Origin of the sequence: Streptomyces sp. SPB162 (assembly GCF_029504575.1) — a bacterium.
Taxonomy (GTDB): domain Bacteria; phylum Actinomycetota; class Actinomycetes; order Streptomycetales; family Streptomycetaceae; genus Actinacidiphila.
On the sequence record NZ_JAQFII010000001.1, the window covers coordinates 810,942 to 833,685 of the forward strand.

12 protein-coding genes and 2 pseudogenes are annotated in these 22,744 nt (G+C 72.4%); 4 read left to right on the forward strand and 10 right to left on the reverse strand.

Going from position 1 to position 22,744, the window contains the following annotated elements:
* Nucleotides 1–67: 67 nt before the first annotated feature.
* A pseudogene (gdhA, locus tag M2266_RS03755) lies at nucleotides 68–1,400 on the reverse strand (NADP-specific glutamate dehydrogenase).
* Between the two features lie 303 nt (nucleotides 1,401–1,703).
* Between gdhA and M2266_RS03760 the strand changes: the two are divergent.
* Nucleotides 1,704–2,246: pseudogene (locus tag M2266_RS03760) on the forward strand (alpha/beta fold hydrolase); the annotation flags it as partial.
* Nucleotides 2,247–2,651: 405 nt separating this feature from the next.
* Here M2266_RS03760 and M2266_RS03765 read toward each other — a convergent pair.
* The 3 genes from M2266_RS03765 to M2266_RS03775 all read right to left on the reverse strand — a co-directional run bounded on the left by M2266_RS03765 (nucleotide 2,652) and on the right by M2266_RS03775 (nucleotide 8,508).
* The gene (locus M2266_RS03765) at nucleotides 2,652–5,198 is read right to left on the reverse strand and encodes a SpoIIE family protein phosphatase (RefSeq protein WP_277441057.1); all 2,547 of its coding nucleotides are present in this window, start codon (nucleotides 5,196–5,198) and stop codon (nucleotides 2,652–2,654) included.
* A gap of 187 nt (nucleotides 5,199–5,385) precedes the next feature.
* Nucleotides 5,386–7,011: an MFS transporter gene (locus M2266_RS03770; RefSeq protein ID WP_277436818.1), complete on the reverse strand. Its 1,626-nt coding sequence runs from the start codon at nucleotides 7,009–7,011 to the stop codon at nucleotides 5,386–5,388.
* 123 nt (nucleotides 7,012–7,134) lie between these two features.
* Nucleotides 7,135–8,508, reverse strand: coding sequence for a wax ester/triacylglycerol synthase family O-acyltransferase (locus M2266_RS03775; RefSeq protein WP_277436819.1), 1,374 nt, complete (start codon nucleotides 8,506–8,508; stop codon nucleotides 7,135–7,137).
* Between the two features lie 230 nt (nucleotides 8,509–8,738).
* Between M2266_RS03775 and M2266_RS03780 the strand changes: the two genes are divergently transcribed.
* Nucleotides 8,739–9,815 carry a M4 family metallopeptidase gene (locus tag M2266_RS03780; RefSeq protein WP_277436820.1) on the forward strand — a complete coding sequence of 359 codons (1,077 nt, stop codon included), beginning with the start codon at nucleotides 8,739–8,741 and terminating at the stop codon, nucleotides 9,813–9,815.
* 16 nt (nucleotides 9,816–9,831) lie between these two features.
* On the opposite strand, the gene M2266_RS03785 is transcribed toward M2266_RS03780, so the two are convergent.
* From M2266_RS03785 to M2266_RS03810, 6 genes are all read right to left on the reverse strand, one after another.
* On the reverse strand, nucleotides 9,832–12,717 hold the full coding sequence (locus M2266_RS03785) for a glycoside hydrolase family 3 C-terminal domain-containing protein (RefSeq protein ID WP_277436821.1): 2,886 nt from the start codon (nucleotides 12,715–12,717) through the stop codon (nucleotides 9,832–9,834).
* Between the two features lie 135 nt (nucleotides 12,718–12,852).
* On the reverse strand, nucleotides 12,853–14,214 hold the full coding sequence (locus M2266_RS03790) for a M1 family metallopeptidase (RefSeq protein ID WP_277436822.1): 1,362 nt from the start codon (nucleotides 14,212–14,214) through the stop codon (nucleotides 12,853–12,855).
* Complete coding sequence (locus M2266_RS03795; RefSeq protein ID WP_277436823.1) at nucleotides 14,214–18,197, reverse strand: Pls/PosA family non-ribosomal peptide synthetase; 3,984 nt, start codon at nucleotides 18,195–18,197, stop codon at nucleotides 14,214–14,216. The genes M2266_RS03790 and M2266_RS03795 overlap by 1 nt, the downstream gene beginning before the upstream one ends.
* Nucleotides 18,198–18,559: 362 nt before the next feature.
* Nucleotides 18,560–18,994, reverse strand: coding sequence for a subtilase-type protease inhibitor (locus tag M2266_RS03800; protein ID WP_277436824.1), 435 nt, complete (start codon nucleotides 18,992–18,994; stop codon nucleotides 18,560–18,562).
* A 335-nt stretch (nucleotides 18,995–19,329) separates the two neighbouring features.
* Nucleotides 19,330–19,827 (reverse strand): VOC family protein, encoded by a 498-nt coding sequence (locus tag M2266_RS03805; protein WP_277436825.1) that lies wholly within the window; start codon nucleotides 19,825–19,827, stop codon nucleotides 19,330–19,332.
* A gap of 133 nt (nucleotides 19,828–19,960) precedes the next feature.
* Complete coding sequence (locus M2266_RS03810; protein WP_277436826.1) at nucleotides 19,961–20,854, reverse strand: polysaccharide deacetylase family protein; 894 nt, start codon at nucleotides 20,852–20,854, stop codon at nucleotides 19,961–19,963.
* A gap of 249 nt (nucleotides 20,855–21,103) precedes the next feature.
* Here M2266_RS03810 and M2266_RS03815 point away from each other — a divergent pair, with 249 nt between their 5' ends.
* Together M2266_RS03815 and M2266_RS03820 are read left to right on the forward strand one after the other, a co-directional pair.
* Nucleotides 21,104–22,021 carry a hypothetical protein gene (locus M2266_RS03815; protein WP_277436827.1) on the forward strand — a complete coding sequence of 306 codons (918 nt, stop codon included), beginning with the start codon at nucleotides 21,104–21,106 and terminating at the stop codon, nucleotides 22,019–22,021.
* 88 nt (nucleotides 22,022–22,109) lie between these two features.
* Nucleotides 22,110–22,706, forward strand: coding sequence for a histidine phosphatase family protein (locus tag M2266_RS03820; RefSeq protein ID WP_277436828.1), 597 nt, complete (start codon nucleotides 22,110–22,112; stop codon nucleotides 22,704–22,706).
* The last annotated feature ends 38 nt before the right edge of the window (nucleotides 22,707–22,744 follow it).

Sequence of the window (22,744 nt, forward strand, 5' to 3'; positions counted from 1 at the left end):
GGACCAGCCTATACACATTCGTACATCTGTGCGATTCTCGATCACCGGGAGTCCGGCCGGGGTCTCGTCAGACGAGGCCCTGGGAGAGCATCGCGGAGGCCACCCGCTCGAAGCCCGCGATGTTGGCGCCGACGACGTAGTCGCCCGGGGCCCCGAAGCGCTCGGCGGTCTCGTAGCAGGTGTCGTGGATGCCGCGCATGATGGTCGCCAGCTCGTCCGCCGTGCGCTCGAACGTCCACGACTCCCGGCCGGAGTTCTGCCGCATCTCCAGGGCGCTGGTCGCGACGCCGCCCGCGTTGGCGGCCTTGCCGGGCCCGAACGCGACGCCGGCGTCGCGCAGCAGCTTGACCGCGTCCGGGGTGGTGGGCATGTTGGCGCCCTCCGAGACGGCCTTCACCCCGTTGCGGATCAGCACGGCGGCCGCGTCCGCGTCGAGCTCGTTCTGGGTCGCCGACGGCAGGGCCACGTCGGCGGGCACGTCCCACACCCGGCCGCCGGCCACATAGCGGGCCGAGATGCCGCGCCGCTCCGCGTAGTCGCTGACCCGGCCGCGTTCGACCTCCTTGATCCGCTGCAGCAGTTCGAGGTCGATGCCCTTCTCGTCGACGACATAGCCGCCGGAGTCGGAGCAGGTCAGGACGTTGGCGCCGAGGGCCTGGGCCTTCTCGATGGTGTAGATCGCGACGTTGCCCGATCCGGAGACCGTGACCTGCTGACCGTCAAAGTCCTCGCCGCGCTTCTTCAGCATCTCGGCCGTGAACAGGACGTTGCCGTACCCGGTGGCCTGAGTGCGGGCCTGCGAGCCGCCCCACTCCAGGCCCTTTCCGGTCAGGACGCCGGCCCTCCCAGCGGTTGGTGACGCGCTTGTACTGGCCGAAGAGGTAGCCGATCTCCCGGCCGCCGACGCCGATGTCGCCCGCCGGGACGTCGGTGTGCTCGCCGAGGTGGCGGTGGAGTTCGGTCATGAAGGATTGGCAGAAGCGCATCACCTCGGAGTCGGACCGGCCGTGCGGGTCGAAGTCGCTGCCGCCCTTGCCGCCGCCGATGTTCAGTCCGGTGAGGGCGTTCTTGAAGATCTGCTCGAAACCGAGGAACTTCACGATGCCCAGGTTCACCGACGGGTGGAAGCGCAGTCCGCCCTTGAACGGCCCCAGCGCACTGTTGAACTCCACCCGGAATCCCCGGTTGACGTGGATCTCACCCGAGTCGTCCTGCCACGGCACCCGGAACATCAGCTGGCGCTCCGGTTCGCAGATCCGCTCGACCAGCTTCGCCTCGACGAACTCGGGACGCGCCGAGAGCAGCGGCGCGAGAGTTTCCAGCACCTCCTGCGCCGCTTGGTGGAACTCGGGCTCGCCCGGGTTCCGCTCGGTCAGCTGGGCACGGAAGGAAGGCTTCATATCGGATCCATTCAGGAGCGACTGCCGGGCTGGACTCTGTGCGCTGTTCTACGGACGCGGTGGGCCGGGCGTTCACGGCGGTCCCACCGGCACCGTAGCGGTCGATGCTCACACCGGGCCCCGGACGTCCACAAGTACCGCGAAACGAATCAGGGGTCACCTTCCGGCAAGTGTGGAGGGGCCACCGACGATGTCCGCTCGAGGCCCTGTCCAGCGGCACCGGAATCCCGCCTTTCGCTCCGGGGCCGCCGCGCCCGGCACGTCACCTACCGTCGGGTAGCTTCCGCGGTGATACTGACGGACATGACGACTGTGGCCCACTGGGGCGGAACCAGCCGCTTCGCCGACCTCGGCGGGCAGGTGCACTGGGTCGACTTCGGGGGGCCGCCGGACGCGCCGCGGGTGGTCCTCGTGCACGGGCTCGGCGGATCGCACCTCAACTGGTGTCTCCTCGCGCCCCTGCTGACCGCCCGGCTGCGAGTGGCCGCCGTGGACCTGGCCGGCTTCGGTCTGACGGATCCGGCCGGCCGGGGCACGGCTGTGCGGGACCACGTCGCGCTGCTGGACCGCTTCCTGCGGGAGGCCATCGGGGAGCCCGCGGTGTTGGTGGGCAACTCGATGGGCGGGATGATCGCGATCCTGCAGGCGGCGGCCGCTCCGGAGACGACCAGCGGGCTCGTCCTCATGGGCCCCTCCCTGCCGCTGCCGTTCGGCGCCCGCCCCGATCCGCTGGTCCTGTCCACGTTCCTGCTCTACGCCGTGCCGGTGGTGGGGGAACAGCTGCTCGCGCGCTCACGGGCCACCACCACGGCCCCGCAGCAGGTGCGGCGGCTGCTCACCCTGGTGTGCGCCGACCCGTCCGCGGTGCCAGCGGACCTGGTCGGCGCCTCGGTCGAACTGGTGGAGCAGCGCGCCGGGAAACCGGAGCTGGACACCGCCTTCTCTGACCGCCGTGCGCTCGCTGGCGCTGGTGAACGCGCGGCGGAGCAGGTACTGGTCCGCGATGCGGTCGCTGCGCATGCCGGTCTACCTGATGAGCGGGGAGCGGGACCGGCTGGTGCCGGTGCGCGCGGCCCGCGCGGCGGCCGCGCGCCATCCCGGCTGGCGCTTCGAGACGTTCCCCGGCGTCGGCCACGCGCCGCAGCTGGAGATACCGGGCGTCGTCGCCGGACGGCTGCTGGACTGGGTGGACGAGGCCCTGCCGGCGGCCGGGCCGGCGCGGTCCGGCGGCTGACAGCCCCGAGACCGGGGTCAGAGCGGCTGCTCGCTCCAGATCACCTTGCCCTCCGCGGTGTAGCGGGTGCCCCAGCGCTCCGCGAACTGGGCGACGAGGAAGAGCCCGCGGCCGCCCTCGTCCATCGTGGCGGCGTAGCGCAGGTGCGGTGAGGTGTCGCTGGTGTCGGACACCTCGCAGATCAGCGTGCGGTCGAGCAGCAGCCGGACCTTGATCGGCGCCGTCCCGTGGCGAATGGCGTTGGTGACCAGCTCGCTGAGGATCAGCTCCGTCACGAAGGCCGTCTCGTCCAGTCCCCAGTTCGCCAGCTTCCCGGTGACCGCGGCACGGACCTCGGACACCGCCGCCGGGTCGGACGGTACGTCCCACTCGGCCATCCGGTCGGCGGGCAGGACGTGGGTGCGGGCGACGAGCAGGGCGATGTCGTCCTTCGGGTGGGCGGGCAGGAGCGCCTCCAGGACCGCCTCGCAGGTCTCCTCCGGTGTCCGGTCGACGTCCTTGAGGGCGCTGCGCAGCCGCTCGAGTCCGTCGTCGAAGTCCCGCTCCCGGTCCTCGACGAGCCCGTCGGTGTAGAGCACCAGCCGGCTGCCCTCGGGCAGCCGCATTTCCGCCGTCGCGAACGGCAGGCCACCGACACCCAGCGGCGGCCCGGCGGGCAGGTCGGGGAACTCCACCGACCCGTCCGGGAGGACCAGCGCGGGTGGCGGATGGCCCGCCCTGGCCATGGTGCACAGCCGCGATACCGGGTCGTAGATCGCGTACAGGCAGGTCGCGCCCGTAACGTCGTCGCCGGAACCCGCGGCCGTCTGGTCCTGGTCGATGCGGCCGACCAGCTCGTCGAGGTGGCCCAGCACCTCGTCGGGCGGCAGGTCCAGCGTGGAGAAGTTGTGGACCGCGGTGCGCAGCCGTCCCATGGTGGCGGCGGCGTGCAGACCGTGGCCGACGACGTCGCCCACCACCAGCGCGACCCGGGCGCCCGGCAGGGGGATGACGTCGAACCAGTCCCCGCCGACGCCGGCCTGCGCGGGCAGGTAGCGGTAGGCGGCCTCGACGGCGTTCTGCTCGGGCAGCCCGTGCGGCAGCAGGCTGTGCTGCAGGGTGACGGCCATGGCGTGCTCACGTGTGTAGCGCCGGGCGTTGTCGATGGACACCGCCGCGCGGGTGACCAGTTCCTCGGCGAAGGAGAGGTCGTCCTCGTCGAAGCGCTCCGGCCGTTCCGAACGCCAGAACTTGGCGATCCCCAGCAGCACACCCCGGGCCCGCAGCGGGACCCTGACGACCGAGTGGATCCCGTAGTCGAGGAGCTCGGCGGCACGCTCGGGGTCCTGCACCTGCCAGCCGGTGGACGCCGTGAGGTCGGGGTCGTACATGCCCCGGCCGGTGCCGAGGCTCCACGCCTGCGGAGTGGAGGGGAGCACCGTGATCGGCCGGCCCACGGGGTAGAACGGAGCGCCGTCCCTGATGCCGCTGAAGGCGACCCGCTGCATCGGGGTGCCGACGCTCCCCGAGGGCTCCTCCCCGCGCAGGACGGGCACCGCGAGGTCGACGCTGACGAAGTCGGCGAACCGGGGGACGGCCACCCGCGTGAGTTCCTGCGCGGTCCGCGACACGTCCAGGGTGGTTCCGATGGCGACACTGGCGTCGTAGAGCAGCCGAAGGCGCCGGCTGCCGGCCTCGGCCCGGTCCGACAGCGAGTGCAGCTCCGTGGAGTCCCGGAGGGTCGCGACCATGCCGGGAGGGCCGCCGTTGCGGTCGGTGGGTCGGATGTTCACCACCAGCAAGCGGTCGCCGGCCGGCAGGACCTCGTCGCTGACGGCCTGTTCCGATGCCAGCAGCTCCGCCGCCCGGGGGCCCAGCCCGAGGGCGGTCACCGGGCGGCCCTCGGCGTCCGTCGGCAGGCCGAGCAGCCTGCGCGCCTCGTCGTTGGCGAGCAGCAGCCTGCCGTCCCCGCCGACGATGACCACGCCCTCGCGCACCGCGTGCAGCACCGCGTCGTGGTGCTCGTACATCCGGGTCATCTCGGCGGGTCCCAGACCGTGCGTCTGGCGCCGCAGCCGTCTGGTGGTGAGTGCCGCTCCGAACGTGGCCAGGGCGAGTGCGAGGGTCGCGGCGCCGAGGATGAGCGGCAGCTGGTCGTTGACGACCCCGCTGACCTTGGTGATCGTGATCCCGGCGGAGACCAGGCCGACCACCTTGCCGTCGGTGTCGTGGACCGGGACCACGGCCTGGACGAGCGGCCCGATGGTCCCGACGATCCGCTCGGTGATCACCTCACCGCGCAGGGCCGGCTCGAAGTTCCCGACGAACTTCTTGCCGATCCGGTCCGGCTTGGGGTGGGTGTAGCGGATCCCGTCGGTGTTGAGCACGACGATGAAGTCCACCCCGGAGCCGATCCTGGCGGCCTCGGCCTTCGGCTGGAGAATCGCGCTCGGGTTCCGGGAGCGCAGCGCCGCCACCATGCCCGGCGAGTTCGCGAAGGTCTGGGCGACGGCGACCGAGCGGTTGCGGGCCTCCTGCGTGCTGTCGTGCTCCGACTCCAGGACCAGCGCCAGCACCGCCGCCATCACCAGCAGCAGCACCACGACGACTTGCAGCGCGAAGACCTGGCCGGCGACGCTGCGTATCCCCCTGATCCACCTGCGTCGGCCGGCCGGCAGGGCGCCCGAGGATCGGACCGTCAACCGGGCCATGGCCTATGTCTACCTCTGTTGACCCCGGTAAGCGAGTGGCCGGAGTGCACGAGTCCGACCTTCAGCCGTGTGGAGGGGGCGTGTCGCGCGGGTTCGGCGCCCCCGGTGACGTGTCGGAAGCCGCCTCTCCCACCTCGGCCGGCACGAGGGGGACGCCGCCGCCACCTTGGAGGCGTTCCAGGTCGGAGGGGCGTACTTGGATGACCAGCAGGGCGATCAGGGCGCCGACGACGGCGAAGATGGCGGCGGCGACGAACGCGGTCGAAATGCCCGACGTCAGCACCTGGTCGCCCCAGGGCGACGGGAGCTGCCCGGTCCTGCGGAACTCCAGCCGCTGGGCCGGGGACGCCTGCGACAGGAACCGGGGCACCTGGTCGGTGGCCTCGTTACGGCTGGCCGTGCCGAAGACGGTGACCAGGACGGAAAGGCCGAGCGACCCGCCCACCTGCTGGGTGGCGTTGAGGATCCCGGAGGCCGCGCCCGTCTCCTTCGGCTCGACGCCCGATACCGCCATCAGCGTCAGGGACACGAACTGCAGACCCATGCCGGTGCCGAAGACCAGGATCGGGCCGAGGATGCTGCCCAGGTACGAGCTGTCGACATCGGTCATCGTCAGCCAGCCGAGTCCCACCGCGGCCAGGACCGCCCCCACCACCATGAAGGGCTTGGGTCCCCACTTGGGAAGCAGTTGCGAGGTGAATCCCGCGGCGATCGCGATGATCACGCTCACCGGCAGGAAGGCGAGGCCGGCCCGCAGCGGACTGAATTCCAGGACGTTCTGCACGAAGAGCGTCAGGAAGAAGAACATCCCGAAGATCGCGGCGGACAGGCTCAGCATCATCCCGTACACGCCGGCGCGATTGCGGTCCCGGAACATCCACAGCGGGGTGATGGGCTGCTTCGACCGGCGCTCGACGGTGAGGAACACGAAGAGGAGCACCACGGCCGCCACGAAGGACGCGATGGTCAGGTTGTCGCTCCAGCCGTCCTTGGAGGCGCGGATGAAGCCGTAGACGAGCAACACCATGCCCACGGTGGACGTGAGCGCGCCGAGGATGTCGAAGTTGCCCGGGTGGCGCTCGGACTCCCGGATGTAACGGGGTGTCGCGAGCACGATCAGCAGGCCGATGGGCACGTTGACGAAGAAGACCCAGCGCCAGTCGAGCCACTCCACGAGCAGTCCGCCCGCGAGCAACCCGATCGCACTGCCGCCCGCCGAGACGGCGGCGAACACACCGAACGCCCTGTTCCGCTCGGGTCCTTCGCGGAAGGTGGTGGTGATGAGCGCGAGGGCGGTGGGAGAGGCGATGGCGCCGCCCACGCCCTGCAACGAGCGTGCCGCGAGCAACTGCCAGGATTCCTGCGAGAGTCCGCCGAGCAGCGAGGCGAGCACGAAGAGCAGCACACCGAAGATGAAGACCCGGCGACGGCCGAGGATGTCGCCCAGTCGCCCGCCGAGCAGCAGCAGTCCGCCGAAGGTCAGCGTGTAGGCGTTGATGACCCAGGACAGGTTCTCGGTCGAGAAACCGAGGGAGGTCTGGATGTGCGGAAGGGCGATGTTCACGATGGTGATGTCGAGGACCACCATCAGCTGGCACGAGCAGATGACGAGGAGTGCGATACCGCTGCCGTGGCCCCGCTCCGGGGATGCGGCAGACTCCGGGGATGTCGTCTGAGAGTCCGTCATAGGAGTGCCTGCGGGGTTGCCCGCGCCTCACGTCAGAAGTGAGCGAATTCGGTCACTCCTTCGAGGCTAAGCCTGCCCGCACGGCCCCGCCAATCGATCACCGGGGCCGCGACGGAGCGCGTGTCAGGTCAGCGCGAGCAGCTCGTCGAAGCCTGCCCGGATACCGTCCGCGAGCACCTGGATGTCGGGTACCCCGTCGAAGTCGGCGTTGACCCCGAAGGTGATCTGGCCGAGGTAGGAGAAGATCCCGACGCTGATCCGCATGGTGCTGGCGATCGGCACGTAGGGGTAGATCTCGGCCAGCCGCCGGCCCAGCATGTACAGCGGCACGCGCGGGCCCGGGACGTTGGTGGTGACCGTCTGCAGGAACTGCTGCGGGAAGCGCATGGCGGTGCGCGAGCCCAGCGCGAGCAGGGTGGGGGCCGCGAAGTTCGCCATGCCGGTGATCGCGTCGGCGCCCGCCGCCTGGCGGCTGTGCTTGAGGTCGTCCATCTGCTCGCGCACCGCGGCGAGCCGCGCCCGCGGATCGGGCTCGCTGACCGGCAGGTTCAGCAGCACGGCGCTCACCCGGTTGTCCAGCTTGTTGCGCTGGTCCCGCGAGCGGACGGAGACCGGCACCATCGTGCGGACCACCATGCCCTCGGCCAGCTCACCGCGGCTCTCCAGCAGATCGCGGAATCCGCGGGTGATCGCGGCGAGGATGACGTCGTTGACCGTCCCGCCGGTCACCTTGCGTATCCGCTTGGTCTCCGTCAGGTCGGCCTTCGCCCACACCCAGCGGCGGTGCGGGCCCAGGGCGCCGTTGAGGGAGCCGGCCGCGCGGGTGGTCAGCCGGCGGGCGGTGCTCGGCAGGCTGCCGGCCAGGGCACGGCCGAAGCCGAGCAGTTCGGACCCGCTGCGCAGCCGCCGGGCCAGGGCGGGTACGGCGGCCAGGTGCCCCAGCGGGGTCAGTACCGCGTCGCGCACTCCGTCGGCGACGAGGTCGAGCGTGGACGGACTCGGCTCCGGCGTCCAGGGCCGGGGTTCGGACAGCTCGCTGTCCTTGCGCCAGTCCAGCACCAGCTGCATCATGTCGGTGCCGGCTATGCCGTCGATCATGCAGTGGTGCACCTTGGAGATGAGCGCCCAGCGGTCGCCCTCCAACCCTTCCACCAGCCACATCTCCCACAGCGGCTTCGTGAGGTCCAGGCGCTGGGCGAAGAGCCGGCCGGCGAGGTTGCGCAGTTGGTCGTCGCCGCCCGGTGCGGGCACCGCGGTGTGGCGCAGGTGGTAGAGGATCTGGAAGTGCTCGTCGTCGACCCAGACGGGCCGGCCCAGGTGCAGCGGCAGGCTCTTGACCCGCTGCCGGTAGCGGGGCACGTCGGGGAGCTTGGACACCAGCAGTCTGATGACATCGCCGTACGACGGCACGGGCCCCTCGAAGACCAGGACCGATCCCACGTGCATCGGCACGTTCTCGTCCTCGATGAAGTAGAAACCCGCATCCAAGGCGCTCATCCGGTCCACGGTCGCAACCGTAGAGGGGACCCCCGGCCCCGTCCAGGGTGCCTGGGGCCGGTTCTTGGCCGGGAGTCGCCCGTATCCGGCCTCCTGACCGGCGAAGGCGCGCCAATCTTTGACGGGCCCCTGCCAAGGATCGGTTCCACGCCGCCATGCTTCGTCCCGGCGCCCACCCCGGCGCCCCACGAGGCGGGCGCCACCGCGCCGGCGACAGGGAAGGCAGTCAAATGCGACGCAGACTCACCGTGGGGGCCGCTCTCGCGGCCGCGGCACTGCTGGCGACGATGCCGGGCACGGGCGCCGGGGCGGCGGCCGCCGACTCCCCCGCCCTCGGCACGGGGTACGGAGTGCACGACGGCCAGGTCCCGCTGACCACCACGAAGACGGCGGCGGCCTACCTGCTGCAGGACCCGACCCGCGGCAACACCGCCACCGTCAACGGCAGGACCAACGCCGTCCTCACGGACGCGGACAACATCTGGGGCAACAGCCTGCCCTCCAACATCCAGTCCGCGGGCGTCGACGCCCAGTTCGCCGCCGTCTCCACGTGGGACTACTTCAAGTACGCCTTCAACCGCCTCGGCGTCAGGAACGACGGCAAGGGCATCCGCAGCGTCGTCCACTACGGCAACCACTACGCCAACGTCTTCTGGAGCGACGCCTGCGGCTGCATCAACTACGGCGACGGATCCGACAACGCCCATCCGCTGACCGCCCTCGACATCGGGGCGCACGAGATCGCCCACGGCGTCACCTCCGCCACCGCCGGGCTCGGCTACAGCGGCGAGGCGGGCGCGCTCAACGAGGGCACCTCCGACATCTTCGCCACCATGGTGGAGTTCTCCGCCGACATCCCGGCCGACGTGCCCGACTACCTCATCGGTGAGAAGGCGGACCTCAACGGGAACGGCACCCCGCTGCGCTACATGGACCGGCCCTCCCGGGACGGCGCCTCCCCCGACTACTGGTCGACGTCGGTCCCGAACCTCGACCCGCACCTGGGGTCGGGGATCGCCAACCACTTCTTCTTCCTGCTCGCCGAGGGCAGCGGCCCCCGGGTCGTCAACGGGAACTCCTACAACAGCCCGACCGCCGACGGCTCGGTGCTGACCGGCATCGGGCGCGGCACCGCGGCGGCGATCTGGTACCGGGCGCTGACCGTGTACCTGACGGCCGGCGCCAACTACCACACGGCGCGGACCGCGACCCTGAACGCGGCGCGCGACCTGTACGGGGCGGGCAGCAGCCAGTACACGGCGGTCGCCGCCGCGTGGACCGGCGTCAACGTGACCGGCCGCGCGTGACACCGCCTCCGCGCGGTCAGGACCGGCTGACGGTCCACACGAAGCCGGCCGTGCCGATCGCGCCGGTGGGGCCGGTCGCCCTGACGGAGACCGTGCTGGTACCCGGGGCCGTCGCCGTACCGGAGATCACCCCGGCCGGGCTGATCGACAGCCCCGCGGGCAGCCCGGTCGCGGTGAAGACCGGGCCGGGCGCGGCCGTTCCGGTGACCCGGGCCGCGATCGCCAGCCGGACCGGGACCCCGGTCCTGCTGCTCATGCCGTGCGGATTGGCCACGGTGACGCTGCCCGCGGCATTGGCGGTGGCGGTCACCGTCCTGGCCGAGAGCGGCGCGGCGACCGTCAGGGTCCCGGTCAGCGGCAGGTCGCGGGACGAGTCGCCGACCAGGATCCGGTAGTCGCCCGGGGTGGTCGTCCAGCCGTCCGCGGTGTCCGACCAGTGCGCCAGGTCGTGCGCGGTGACGGTGAACCGCACCTGCCGGCTCTCCCCCGGCTGCAGCTCGACCCGCTGGAACCCCTTGAGCTGCCGGACCGGTTCGCCCGTCACGGCGGGAGCGCCGACGTAGAGCTGGGCGATCTCCGCACCGGCGCGGGCGCCCGTGTTGGTGACGGTCGCGGAGACGGTGGTGTCGCCGCTCGCGTCCGGCGTGCCGACCTGCAGGCCGGAGAAGGAGAACGTCGTGTATGACAGTCCGAACCCGAACGGGAACAACGGGGTGGCGCCGCCGGCGTCGTACCACCGGTAGCCGACCTTCAGTCCCTCCGAGTACTGCACGGTGCCGTCGGTGCCCGGCCACTGGGCGGCGGTGTGCGCGGGCACGTCGGCCAGGCTCGCCGGGAACGTCACGGGCAGCTTCCCGGACGGGCTGGTGTCGCCGAACAGCAGCCGGGCGACGGCGTTGCCGACCTCCTGCCCGGCGTACCACTCCTCCAGCACGGCCTGCACGTGGTTCAGCCACGGCATGGTGACCGCGGAGCCGGTGTTGAGGACGACCACGGTCCTGGGGTTGGCGGCGGCGACCTGCGTCACCAGGTCGTTCTGCGCGGCTGTCAGATCGATGCCCTTCAGGTCGGCGCCCTCCCCCTCCATGTACCCGACGCAGACGACCGCCACGTCCGAGGCGCGGGCCAGCGCGACCGCGGCCGCGATGTCCTGCCCGTCGGCGTACTGGACGGTGGTGCCGGTGCCCGCGACCCGGTTCTGGATGCCGGCCAGCGGTGAGACGGTGCCGGAGCTGGTGACGACGGCGCTGCCGCCGCCGACGCTGCGCACGCCCGCGCCGGCGTCGGGGCCGAGCAGCGCGATCGAGTGCGTCGACGCCGTCGACAGCGGCAGCACCCCGGTGTTCTTCAGCAGGACGCTGCCCTGCTCGGCGACCTGACGGGCGGTCGCCTGATGAGCGGCGGAGGTCACCACGGCCGTGGTCGACCCGGTGCGCTCCTTGTCGAAGAGCCCGAAGGCGAACATCTGGGTGAGCACCCGGCTCACCATGGTGTCGAGCGTGGCCTGGGTGACCTTGCCGTCGGCGACCGCCTGGGCCAGCAGGTTGGAGTAGAAGGACCCGCCCGGCATCTCCATCGTCATGCCGCTGTTCGCGGACTCCACGGTGGAGTGCGTCCCGCCCCAGTCGCTGGTGACGAAGCCGCCGAAGTCCGCCTGCTGGTAGAGGGCGGTGTTCAGCAGGTACGGGTGCTGGCAGTCGTAGGCGCCGTTGACGGTGCTGTAGCCGCACATCACGGAGGCGGCCGCGCCCCTGCCGACCGCGCTCTGGAACCCGGGCAGGTAGATCTCCTGCAGGGTGCGGGTGTCGACGACCGCGTTGTCCTTCGGCCCGTTGCGGTTGGTCTCCTGGTTGTAGACCGCCACGTGTTTGGCCTGCGCCATGACGCCCTGGCTCTGGATGCCGCGGATGTCGGCGACGGCCATCTCCCCCGACAGGTACGGGTCCTCGCTGTAGGTCTCGAAGGCCCGGCCCCAGCGCGGGTCGCGCACGATGTTGAGCGTCGGGCCGAGGGCCACGTCGGCTCCCTTGCCCGCGAACTCCTGCCCGGCGACGGCGCCGTACTGCTGCTGCAGCGCGGTGTCCCAGGTGGCCGCGGACGCCACGGCCGCGGGCAGCCGGGTCACGCCGGTCAGGCCGCCGCCCACCCCGCCGGGGCCGTCGTGGAGGCCCACCGAGGGGATGCACAGGGACGCGATCGGGGACAGGTTTCCCACGTACGGCGTCCTGTTGCCGGTGCCGTGGACCATCTGGATCTTCTGGGCCTGCGTCATCTGCGCCATGAGCTGCGTGACGCGGTCGGCCACGGGGGCGCTGGAGCCCGCCCATGGGCAGGTGCCGTCGCCGCCGCCGGGCACGCCGCCGGTGCCGCCGGGGGTCAGGACGCTGAACTCCCAGAGCGAGTAGCCCCACTGGGTGGCTCGCTGGAGGCCGGTCATCCGCACATAGCGGCCGGTGCCGCTCAGCGTGACCGTCTCGATGCCGCCCTGGCCCGCGGTGGTGTCGTAGAGCGTGGTCCAGTCGGTGCCGTCGTCGGAGACCTGGATCCGGTAGGCCTTCGCGTACGCGTCCTCCCAGGCCAGCTGGGCTCCGCAGATCTCCGTGGCGGCGCCGAGGTCGACCTGGAGCCATTGCGGGTCGGCCGCGGCGCTGGACCAGCGGGTGCCGGCGTTGCCGTCGAACGCCGCGGCGGCCGGGGTGTCGGCCCGCTCGGTCGACGAGGCGGTGGCGGGCCGGTTCAGCGCCGCCGTGGTGATCCCGCAGGGGACGGGCGCCGAGCCCGGCGCGGCCTGCGCCGCCGAGCCGGCCACCGCGGGCGTCAGACTCGTCGCCAGCGCCGCGACGAGCAGGACGGCGAGGTGCCGCGGGCGTCCGCGACGGGGGAGGTGGGGAGTGCCGGGCACGGGCGTCTCCTAGTCAAACCGATTCATCCCATATTGCGACGCCGATCCTATGCAGTTTGTATGACATATCCGTGTATTGCGCTCGCTATCCGGGCGTGTCTGATGGCGGGTCAGCGTGGCGCGGGACGTGCTGGGTTACCGGGGCCCCGGCAGCGCCGGCAGCGCGGGCTCGCGCAGCCACGCGGTGAACAGGGCGTCCAGTGGGCGCGGGGTGTACTGCTGCGCGAGGGCGGTGAACTGCTCGGTGCTGACGGTGCGGTGGCGGTACTGCGACGTCCAGGTGCGCAGCAGCGCGAAGAAGGCCGTGTCGCCCATGGTGGTGCGCAGCGCGTGCAGCGTGAGCGCGCCGCGCTTGTAGATCCGGTCGTCGAACATCCACTGGACGCCCGGGTCGCCGACCCGCAGATCCTGCGGCAGTCCGGCGAGCCGGGTCCGCGCCCGGGCGGCCAGGACGGTGGCGGGGGCGCCGCCCGCGGCCTCCGACCACAGCCATTCGGCGTAGCAGGCGAACCCCTCGTTGAGCCAGATGTGCCGCCAGTCGGCGACGGTGAGGCTGTTGCCGAACCACTGGTGGGCCAGCTCGTGGGCCACCAGGCGCTCGAAGCCGCGCCGCCCGTCGACGTGGTTGGCGCCGAACACCGACAGGGCCTGCGCCTCGACCGGCACCTCCAGCTCCTCGTCGACCACGACCACCGCGTAGTCGTCGAAGGGGTACGGGCCGAACAGGTCCTGGAACAGCTCCATCATCTGCGGCTGCCGGCCGAAGTCGTGGGCGAACGGGACGAGCAGTCCGGTCGGAACGGCCGCGGGCTGCGCGATCGGGCCGCCGAGGTGCTCCACCAGCTCATAGGGGCCGATCTGGACGCTGGCGAGGTAGCTGGCCATCGGTGCCCGCTGCTCGTAGACCCACGTCGTCGTGGAACCGCCGATGGTGCACGACTCCAGGGTCCCGTTGGCGAGCACCGTGCACACCGAAGGCGCCGTCACCGCGATGCGGTAGACGGCCTTGTCGGACGGGTGGTCGTTGCAGGGGAACCACGAGGGCGCGCCGATCGGCTGGCCGGCCACCAGAGCCCCGTACTCCAGCGCCTCCCAGCCCAGGTCGCCCCAGTAGCGGCTGCGGATCGGCCGCGGGGTGCCGACGTAGCGCACCTCGACGGTGAAGGCCGTTCCCGCGGGCAGTTCACGGGCCGGGCGCACCCGCAGCTTCCCGGCACGGTGGGTGTAGCGGGCGGGCCGCTTGCCGTCCACCAGGACCCGGTCGATCCGGAACGTCCCGAAGTCGAGACTGAACTCGGAGAGCGCGTGGTCGGCGACCGCCGAGATCCGTGCCCGCCCCGAGAGCCGGTCGGCGCTCGGCCGGAAGTCCAGCTCGAGGTCGTAGCGCACCGTGTGATAGCCGCCGTTGCCGTGCTGGGGCAGATACGAATCGGTGGAGACGGATGCCCCGGGTCTGGCGGGGGCGGCCGCGCGGCCGCCCCCCGGTGCCTTGTTCACTAACTGCGGGTCCCCTCTGCGTGCCGGTCGGTGTGCCAGGCGGCGATCGGATTGCCGAGCCAGCGGGTGCCCTCGGGCACCGACTCGCCGCGCATGACGAGCGACGCGGGACCGATGGTGGTGCGCGGTCCGACGGTCGCACCGGGAAGCACGATGCCATGCGGCCCCAGGGTTGAGCCATCCCCCAGCTCCACGGTGTCCATGCGCATGATCCGGTCGTGGAACAGATGGGTCTGCACCACGCAGCCCCGGTTGACGGTGGCCCCGGTTCCGACCCGTACGAGGTCGGCCTCCGGCAGCCAGTACGTCTCGCACCAGGCGCCGCGGCCGATGCGCGCGCCGAGCGTCCGCAGCCACAGGTTCATCAGCGGGGTGCCGGGGACCGAGCCCACCAGCCACGGCACGGCCAGCACCTCGACGAAGGTGTCGGCGAGCTCGTTGCGCCACACGAACGAGCTCCACAGCGGGTGCTCGACCGTGCGGAACCTGCCGACCAGCAGCCACTTCGCCGCGGCGGCGACCAGGCATGCCACCAGGCCGGCGGCCGCCAGCAGCAGGCCGCCGCACAGCGCGGCGACGGCGAATCCCGCCGTGCCCGCCAGCGCCTCGAACGCGCCGGCGACCAGGACCGCGAGGGCGACGGTGCACATGACCGGGACGACCCGGCACAGCTCGACGGCGGCCCGCGCCGTCATCAGGGCGCGGGGCGGGTCGTAGGTGCGGCTCTGGTCGCCGACCTCGGCCGCCCGGGGCAGTTTCATCGGCGGCATGCCCACCCAGGAGCTGCCCGCCTTGGCGCCCTTGGGCGTCGAGGACAACACACCCACCAGGCCGTTCTTCGGCACCGAGCGGCCCGGTGCGGTCATCCCCGAGTTGCCCAGGAACGCCCGCTTGCCGACCCGGGCGGCGGCGATGCGCATCCACCCGCCGCCCAGTTCGTAGGTGGCGACCATCGTGTCGTCGGCGAGGAACGCGCCGTCGCCGACGGTGGTCATCGCGGGCAGCGCCAGGACGGTCGACGCCTCGACGCGCCGCCCGACCTTCATGCCCAGGGCCCGCAGCCACACCGGGGTGAACAGGCTCGCGTACAGCGGGAAGAGCACGACGCGGGCGGCGCTCATCAGCCGCTCGGTCGCCCAGGCCCGCCAGGCGACGGCGCCGTGCACGGCGTGGTACCCCTCGCGCAGCCCGGCGCCCAGCGCCCTGACCAGGATCAGGACGAGCAGCGCGTAGGCGGCCAGCGACACCGCGGTGGCGAGCGGTACGGCGATCAGCGCGGCGGCGAGCACGGCGCCGGGCGCGGACTCGCCGCGGACGAACGACAGCAGCGTCAGCAGTCCCGGCAGCGCCGCCAGCGCGGGCAGCAGGCCCAGCGCGGTGGAGGTGAGGCCGTAGACCAGGGACCAACGCCGGGTGCGCGGCGGCCGGCTGCCGGGCCAGCGGTGGGCGGCCTTGCCGGTGCGCGCGGCCGGAACACCCGACCAGCGCTGACCGGCCGGCACCGCCCCGATCACCCCGGAGCCCGGCGCGATCTCGGCGCGCTTGCCGACGCGGGCGCCGGGGAACAGGGTGCTGCGCGCGCCGACCGTGGCCGCCGCGCCGATGCGGATCTTGCCGATGTGCAGCAGGTCACCGTCGAGCCAGTGGCCCGACAGGTCGACCTCCGGCTCGACGGCGCAGCCCTTGCCGAGCCGCAGCATCCCGGTGACGGGCGGCAGCGAGTGCAGGTCGGCGTCCGCGCCGATCCGCGCGCCGAGCGCGCGGGCGTAGTGGGTGATCCAGGTGCCGGTCAGGCGGTTCGCGCCGACGCGCTCGGCCAGCCGTTCCGCGGTCCACAGCCGCAGGTGGACGCTGCCGCCGCGGGGGTGGGTACCCGGGCGGACGCCGCGCAGCAGCAGCCGCGCGCCGCCGGCCGCGACGGCCACCCGGCCGGCGGAACTGACGAACAGCAGCCAGCCCAGCGCCACCCACCACCAGGACACGGCGGGCGCCCACGCGAAGTCCGCGTACCGGGCGAGCACGTTGTTCAGCGCGGCGATCCCCACGGCCCAGCGCAGCCCCGGGAACGTCAGCAGCGGGATCATCAGCGCCAGTTGTACGGCGGCGGCGCGCCGCGGGGTGGGCCGTACGGTCCGCACGGCGCTCTCGCGGGCGTCCGACGCCTCCAGCACGCGGGCCAGCGCGCCCAGCGCCGGGTTCTGGTAGATGTCGCTGACGGAGACGTTCGGGAAGCGCGCACGGATGAGGGCGACCAGGCGGGCGGCGCCGAGGCTGCTACCGCCGATCGCGAAGAACTCGGCGTCGGCGGAGCCGACGGAGGTGCCCAGGATCTCGGCCCACTGCTCCGCCAGCCACGCCTCGGTGCCTTCCAGCGGGCTCTCCTGCCCGGAGGTGTCCACCGACGGCAGCGGCCACGGCAGCGCGGCCCGGTCGACCTTGCCCGAGGTCCGGGTGGGCAGGGTGTCGACCACCGCGATGAGCGGTACGAGCGAGGCAGGCAGCGCCTCGCGCAGCCGGCGCAGCGCGTCGACGGGGTCGAACGCGGCGCCGGTTTCGCTGCCCGGTGCCTCTGGGTCGGCCGGGGTGTCGCCGGCCGTGTCCCGCTCCGCGCTCACCACGTAGCCGACGAGGATCTGGTTGCCGCCCCGGGTGGTGCGGACGGCGGCCGCCGCGCCCGCGACGTTCGGCAGCGCCTGCAGCGCCGCGTCGACCTCGCCGAGTTCGATCCGGCGCCCGCCCAGTTTGATCTGCTCGTCGGCCCGGCCGATGAACACCAGTCCTTCGGCGTCGGCACGGACGAGGTCGCCGCTGCGGTACGCGCGCTCCCAGCCCAGCGCGGGCAGCGGAGCGTACTTCTCGGCGTCCTTGGCCGCGTCGAGGTAGCGGGCCAGCCCGACCCCGCCGATGACGAGTTCGCCGACCTCGCCCATGGGCACGACGTCGCCGCGCGCGTCCACCACCGCCAGGTCCCAGCCGTCGAGCGGCAGGCCGATCCTGACCGGGTCCTCGCCGGTGAGCTGGGCGGCGCAGGCGACCACCGTGGCCTCGGTCGGACCGTAGGTGTTCCACACCTCGCGGCCCTCGACGGCCATCCGCTCGGCGAGTTCGGGCGGGCAGGCCTCGCCGCCGAAGATCAGCAGCCGGACGTCGTCGAGCGCCTCGGACGGCCACAGCGCCGCGAGGGTGGGCACGGTCGAGACGACGGTGATGCGCTGTTCGACCAGCCACGGGCCCAGGTCGAGTCCGGTGCGCACGAGCGAGCGCGGCGCGGCGACGAGGCAGGCGCCGTACCGCCAGGCCAGCCACATCTCCTCGCAGGAGGCGTCGAAGGCGACCGACAGCCCGGCCAGCACCCGGTCCCCGGGTCCGATGGGCTCCTCGGTCAGGAAGAGCCCGGCTTCGGCGTCCACGAACGCCGCGGCGCTGCGGTGGGTGACGGCGACGCCCTTGGGCTTGCCGGTCGAGCCCGAGGTGAAGATGATCCAGGCGTCGTCGTCGGGTCCTGGCCGCCGTCCCACGACGCCGTGCGGGGTGCCGCAGGAGCGGATCTCCCGGTGCGCGCCGATGACGGCGCTGACGCCCGCTTCCGAGAAGACCAACTCGGCGCGCTCGTCGGGGTCTTCGGCGTCCACCGGCACATAGGCGGCACCCGCGGCGAGCACCGCGAGGATCGAGACGTACAGATCGTTGGTGCCGGACGGCACGCGGATGCCGACCCGGTCGCCGACGCCGATCCCGGCCGCCGCGAGCCGCAGCCGCAGCGCCTCGGTCTCCGCCGCCAGCGCGCGGTAGTTCAGCGCCGTGGAACCGTCGTCGACGGCTGCGCCGTTCGGGTGCCTGCGGGTGGTCTCCGCCAGGATGTCGAGCAGGGTCCGCTCGGGCGCGGGACCGTTGGCGGAGAAGACCGCGCGGGGTCGTGCCGGCGACTCGGCCGGGTCGGCCACGGTGTCGAGCGTCAGCCCGGGTGCCTCGGCCAGCGTCATGCAGCGCCCCCGTTCCCGGCCGGTGCGAGGGACGGCGGCGCACAGCGCGCGTCAATCCGATCAATGCCGGCCAGGAACGGACGCATGTCTTACCCTCCGAGGTACGTGGACTGCTTGCCGGGTGCCGCGGTCGGGATCCGGGGGACCGGACCGTCGCGGCCCGCTTCGACGGCGGCACACGCCGCCGGCAGGGACTTCCGCCGGGGCCGTGGAGCACGCGCGCTCCACGACATCCCGCGCCACGGCGTTGGGGCCGAAGGGCACGTTACCGGTGCAAGATGAACACGGCCTGTCGGGTTTGACCCGAGTGGCAGGTGTCACAACAGCCGCGACACACCTCGGTGCAGGCGTTCACCCCCGGCTCAGAAGGCGAAGACCGGCCCGGTACCGCCCCCCTTGGCGCAGGAGTTCGCGTAGGTGTGCCGGTACGAGACCCGCTTGCCCTGCCACACCCCGTCCGCGGTGACCACCACCGGATCCCAGATCTTGGGGCAGATCCGGTCGGGGTCGGAAGCTAACAGCGCCTCGAAGTTCCCGCCCGCCAGGGCCAGTTCCGTACACGCGGTCTGCGGGTCCGGGTGGTCGCCACCGGCAGTGGGGCTACAGCGCAGCAGCGCGGCGCGCTGGATCGTGGCGGTCGCGGGGTCCTCCCCCTTGCCGATGGTCAGCACCATCGACGAGGGCGCGTACAGGCTCTGCGGCTGGGCGGACGCGGCCCGAGCGGTCCCACCGGCGCCCGCCGCACAGCTGAGGGCCAGGGCGGCGCCCACTCCGATCGCACCTAGGGTGTATCGCATTCCGAACACTCCTTCTCCGTTGGTTGCGGATAACGGACAGGAGTATGGCGGCGGCGTTCGAACGGATGCACCTCGCACGATCACTTCCGGTCGCGGTGCGTGATCGCATGATGGCTCATTGTTCGATACGGCCAGCTCAGCGACGGCCTCGCGCGCACCCGGCGAACCGTCCAGCATGCGGACACTCGCGCGTGGCGCGCTCTTGGGCACGTCCGTGAGCTGGGATGACGTGGCGCCCTGAGCGTTCCCGGCCCACCGCTCTCGACCGGAAACCGCCGCCGGGGGCGCCCGGAAGGCGAACGGCGACCGGCCCGCGGAGCGACGGCAGGGGTGGATCAGGTGGCCGAACCGGCGGCCGCACCGGTCTTCAGGTCCGGGCCCCAGCGGTCGATCGACTCCTGGAGGTCCAGCGCCCGCAGCTGCGGCTCGCCCCCGGCGGGCCAGTCCGCGCGCGGCACCCGCCACATGACCTCGAACTCGTTGCCGTCGGGGTCCTTGGCGTACAGGGACTTCGACACCCCGTGGTTGGTCGCGCCGACCAGCGAGCCGCGCTCGGTCAGCTTGGCGGCGGTCTCGGCGAGTTCGCCGAGCGTGCCGACCTCCCAGGCCAGGTGGTAGAGGCCGACACGGCCCTGCTCGGGGCCGGGGGCGTCCGCCCCGAGCGCGAAGAGGCCGAGGTCGTGGTCGTTGAGGGTCTCCTTCGCACTGAGGAACGCGGCCCGGCCGGGGATCTCCACGTCGACCTTGAAACCGAAGACGTCGGTGTAGAACTCGACGGCGCGCGGGACGTCGCGGATGTAGAGCACTGCGTGGTTGAGGCGGCGTACGGGCATGGTGACGCTCCTGGTCTCACATCGGTCGGCACCGTGGTGGCGGGACCCTTCCGACGGTACGCCGGCTCGGTTGAAACTTCAAGCAATTGCCTTGAAAGTTCAAGCACCTGGTCCCGGGGCTTCCGGACGGCCGTCAGTGCACCACGTCGGAGAGCCGGACGAACCGATGACCGGACGCGAGCAGCGCCGGCAGGGCACGGGCCATACCCTCGGCCGTACCGCCCGCGGGATGGTTCATATGGCCGATGACGATCGATCCGGCGGTCGCCGTGAGCGCGGCGCGGTGCACCTGGGCGGGGGTGAACGTCGCGCCGGCGTCGGCGTTGACGCTGAAACCCGCGAACCGCTCCCCCAACTCGGCGACGATGCGCGCCGCGACGTCGTCGCAGTACGCGGTGCCGGACCGGAAGAAGCGCGGCGGATGCCCGAGCAGGGCGGTGAGCTTGTCCCGGTTACCCGCGACCTCGTCGAAGACCTCGCCCGCGTCGCGCGTCCCGGCGATGCCGTACGCGGAGCGGCCGGATACCGACAGCGGCCGGTGACGCGTGCCGTGGTTGGCAATCTCGAACAGCGGATCGCTCATGAGCTGGTCGAAGCGGGCGCGGTTGGCGTCCGTCCAGCGCGCGTTCAGGAAGAGCGTCGCGGGCACCTTGCGGGCCCGCAGCAGGTCGATCAGCTCCCGGTCGTAGCCCCCGCCACCCGGCCCGCCGCACGCGTCGAAGGTCAGCGCTATCGCCCGTCCGGCGGCGGGCGGCAGCTCGGTGACCACTCCGGGGGCGGTGAAACCCCAGCTGACGGGGGTCATCCGGCCGTAGCGGGCGACGGTCGCGACCCGGGTCGCCCGGGGAGCCGGCCCGGGCGGGGCGGACGCCGAGGACGGCGGGGCCGGGGGCGGCGTGCGGACCGTGGCGGAGCCGGGCCGGGAAGACGGGCCCCGCGGCCGTTCGCCGGGGTCGGACGACGCGGCGCAGCCCGCCAGGAATCCGCCCGCTCCAGCGGCGAGTACCACCCGGCGACCCAGCGACATCCGTTCCCCCGCACATGATCCACAACGCGCTCACCCGGCCGCTACCAGCTATTTCCGATGACCATACGATGTGACCGCCGCCGGGGCGAACGGAAGATCGCCGAGCCGGGGCGCGGGCGGGTCGGCCGGTGCGGCGGCCGGACGCTCGGCGCCCGGTTTACGGAACTTTCTCCCTCCGGAGCGCGTCCAGTAGACCGGAGGAGAGGATCTCCGCGGCACGAAGCGGTACGGGAACGAACGGAGCTCTTGGTGTACATCGGCCTTCTGACAGCCGTCGCGGCATCGGCCTGCTACGGCACGGGGTCGGTCCTCCAGGCCGTCGGATCCCGTAAGTCCGCCCGCCGCGAGGCGTCCGCCGCCTCCACCGCCGGCACCACAGAGCACGGCGGACCGAGCCTGTCCTCCACCGCCAAGGCCGCCGTGACCTGGGAGTTCATGCTCGGAACGGTGCTGGACTTCATCGGCTTCGGGCTCGGGGCACTGGCCGCCCGGCTGCTGCCGCTGTTCCTCTCGCAGACGGTGATCAGCGCCAACCTGGTGATCACCGCGGTGCTGAGCATCCGCATGCTCGGCATCCGGCTGAGCCGCCCCGAGTGGACCTCCATCGGCGTCGTCTGCTCCGCCCTGGTGCTGCTGGCCACGGCGGCCGGCCCCGAAGGCAGCGGCCACACCCCGCGCGCCACCCACTGGTGGCTGCTGGTGGCCGCCGTGACCATCATCGGAGCCGGCAGTCTGCTGGTGCGCCGCCTCGGCACCCGCGGCGCGATCCTGGCCGGGCTGCTGTCCGGGCTGGGCTTCGGCGCCCTGGGCGTCGGCGTGCGCGTGCTCGACGGCGTGGACCCGTTCGACCTCCCGACGCTGCTCGCGGACCCCGCCCTCTACGCCATCCTGGTCGCCGGCATCGGCGGCATGTACCTCCACACGGTGGCCCTGCAGATCGGTTCGATCAACGGCGCCACGGCCGCCCTGGTGGTCGGCGAGACGGTGGTGCCGGGCATCCTGGGCGTGCTCTGGCTCGGCGACACCTCTCGCGACGGCTTCGGCTGGGTGGCGATCGCCGGCTTCGTCCTGGCCGTGACGGGCGCGGTGGCCGTCGCCTGGTACGGCCGGCACGAGAGCGCCGGGGCCGCGGAACCGGTGGCGGAGCTCACTCCCGCCGGAAGCTGACACGGCGGAGCAGGGGGGTGCGCGGCCGTACGCGTGGCTGGGCGTAGCGTCGCGGGGGTTGAGCACGTCAAGAGAAGAGGGACCTGCCATGGGTGAACTGATCCTGGTCCGGCACGGCGAGACCGAGTGGAGCGCGTCGGGGCAGCACACCAGCTACACCGACCTGCCGCTCACCGCCCGGGGCGAAGAGCAGGCGCGCGGTCTGGCGCCCCTGCTGGCGGAGTTCAAGATCTCGCTCGCGCTGACCAGCCCTCTGACACGCGCGGTGCACACCGCCGAGCTGGCGGGCCTCGCGCACGCCACCGTGGAACCCGATCTGCACGAATGGGACTACGGCGGCTACGAGGGCGTCAGCACGATCGAGATCCACCGCACGCGGCCGGAGTGGAACCTGTGGACCGACGGCGTGGCCGGCGCTCCCGGGCACCCCGGCGAGTCGCCGCAGGAAGTGGGCGAACGCGCCGACCGGGTGCTCGCCCGGGTGGACGCCGCGTTCCGGGACCTGGGGGACGACGGCGACATCGTCCTGGTGGCCCACGCCCACTTCCTGCGGGTGCTGACCGCCCGCCGGCTGGGACTCCCGCCGGCGGACGGCGCTCTGTTCCAGCTGGCCACCGGTACCGTCAGCCGGATCGGCAGCGAGCACGGCCGTCCGGTCCTGGTGTCCTGGAACCGCATGCCCTGAGCGGCGCCGGGCACCCGACTGCCGTGGGCCGTCAACAC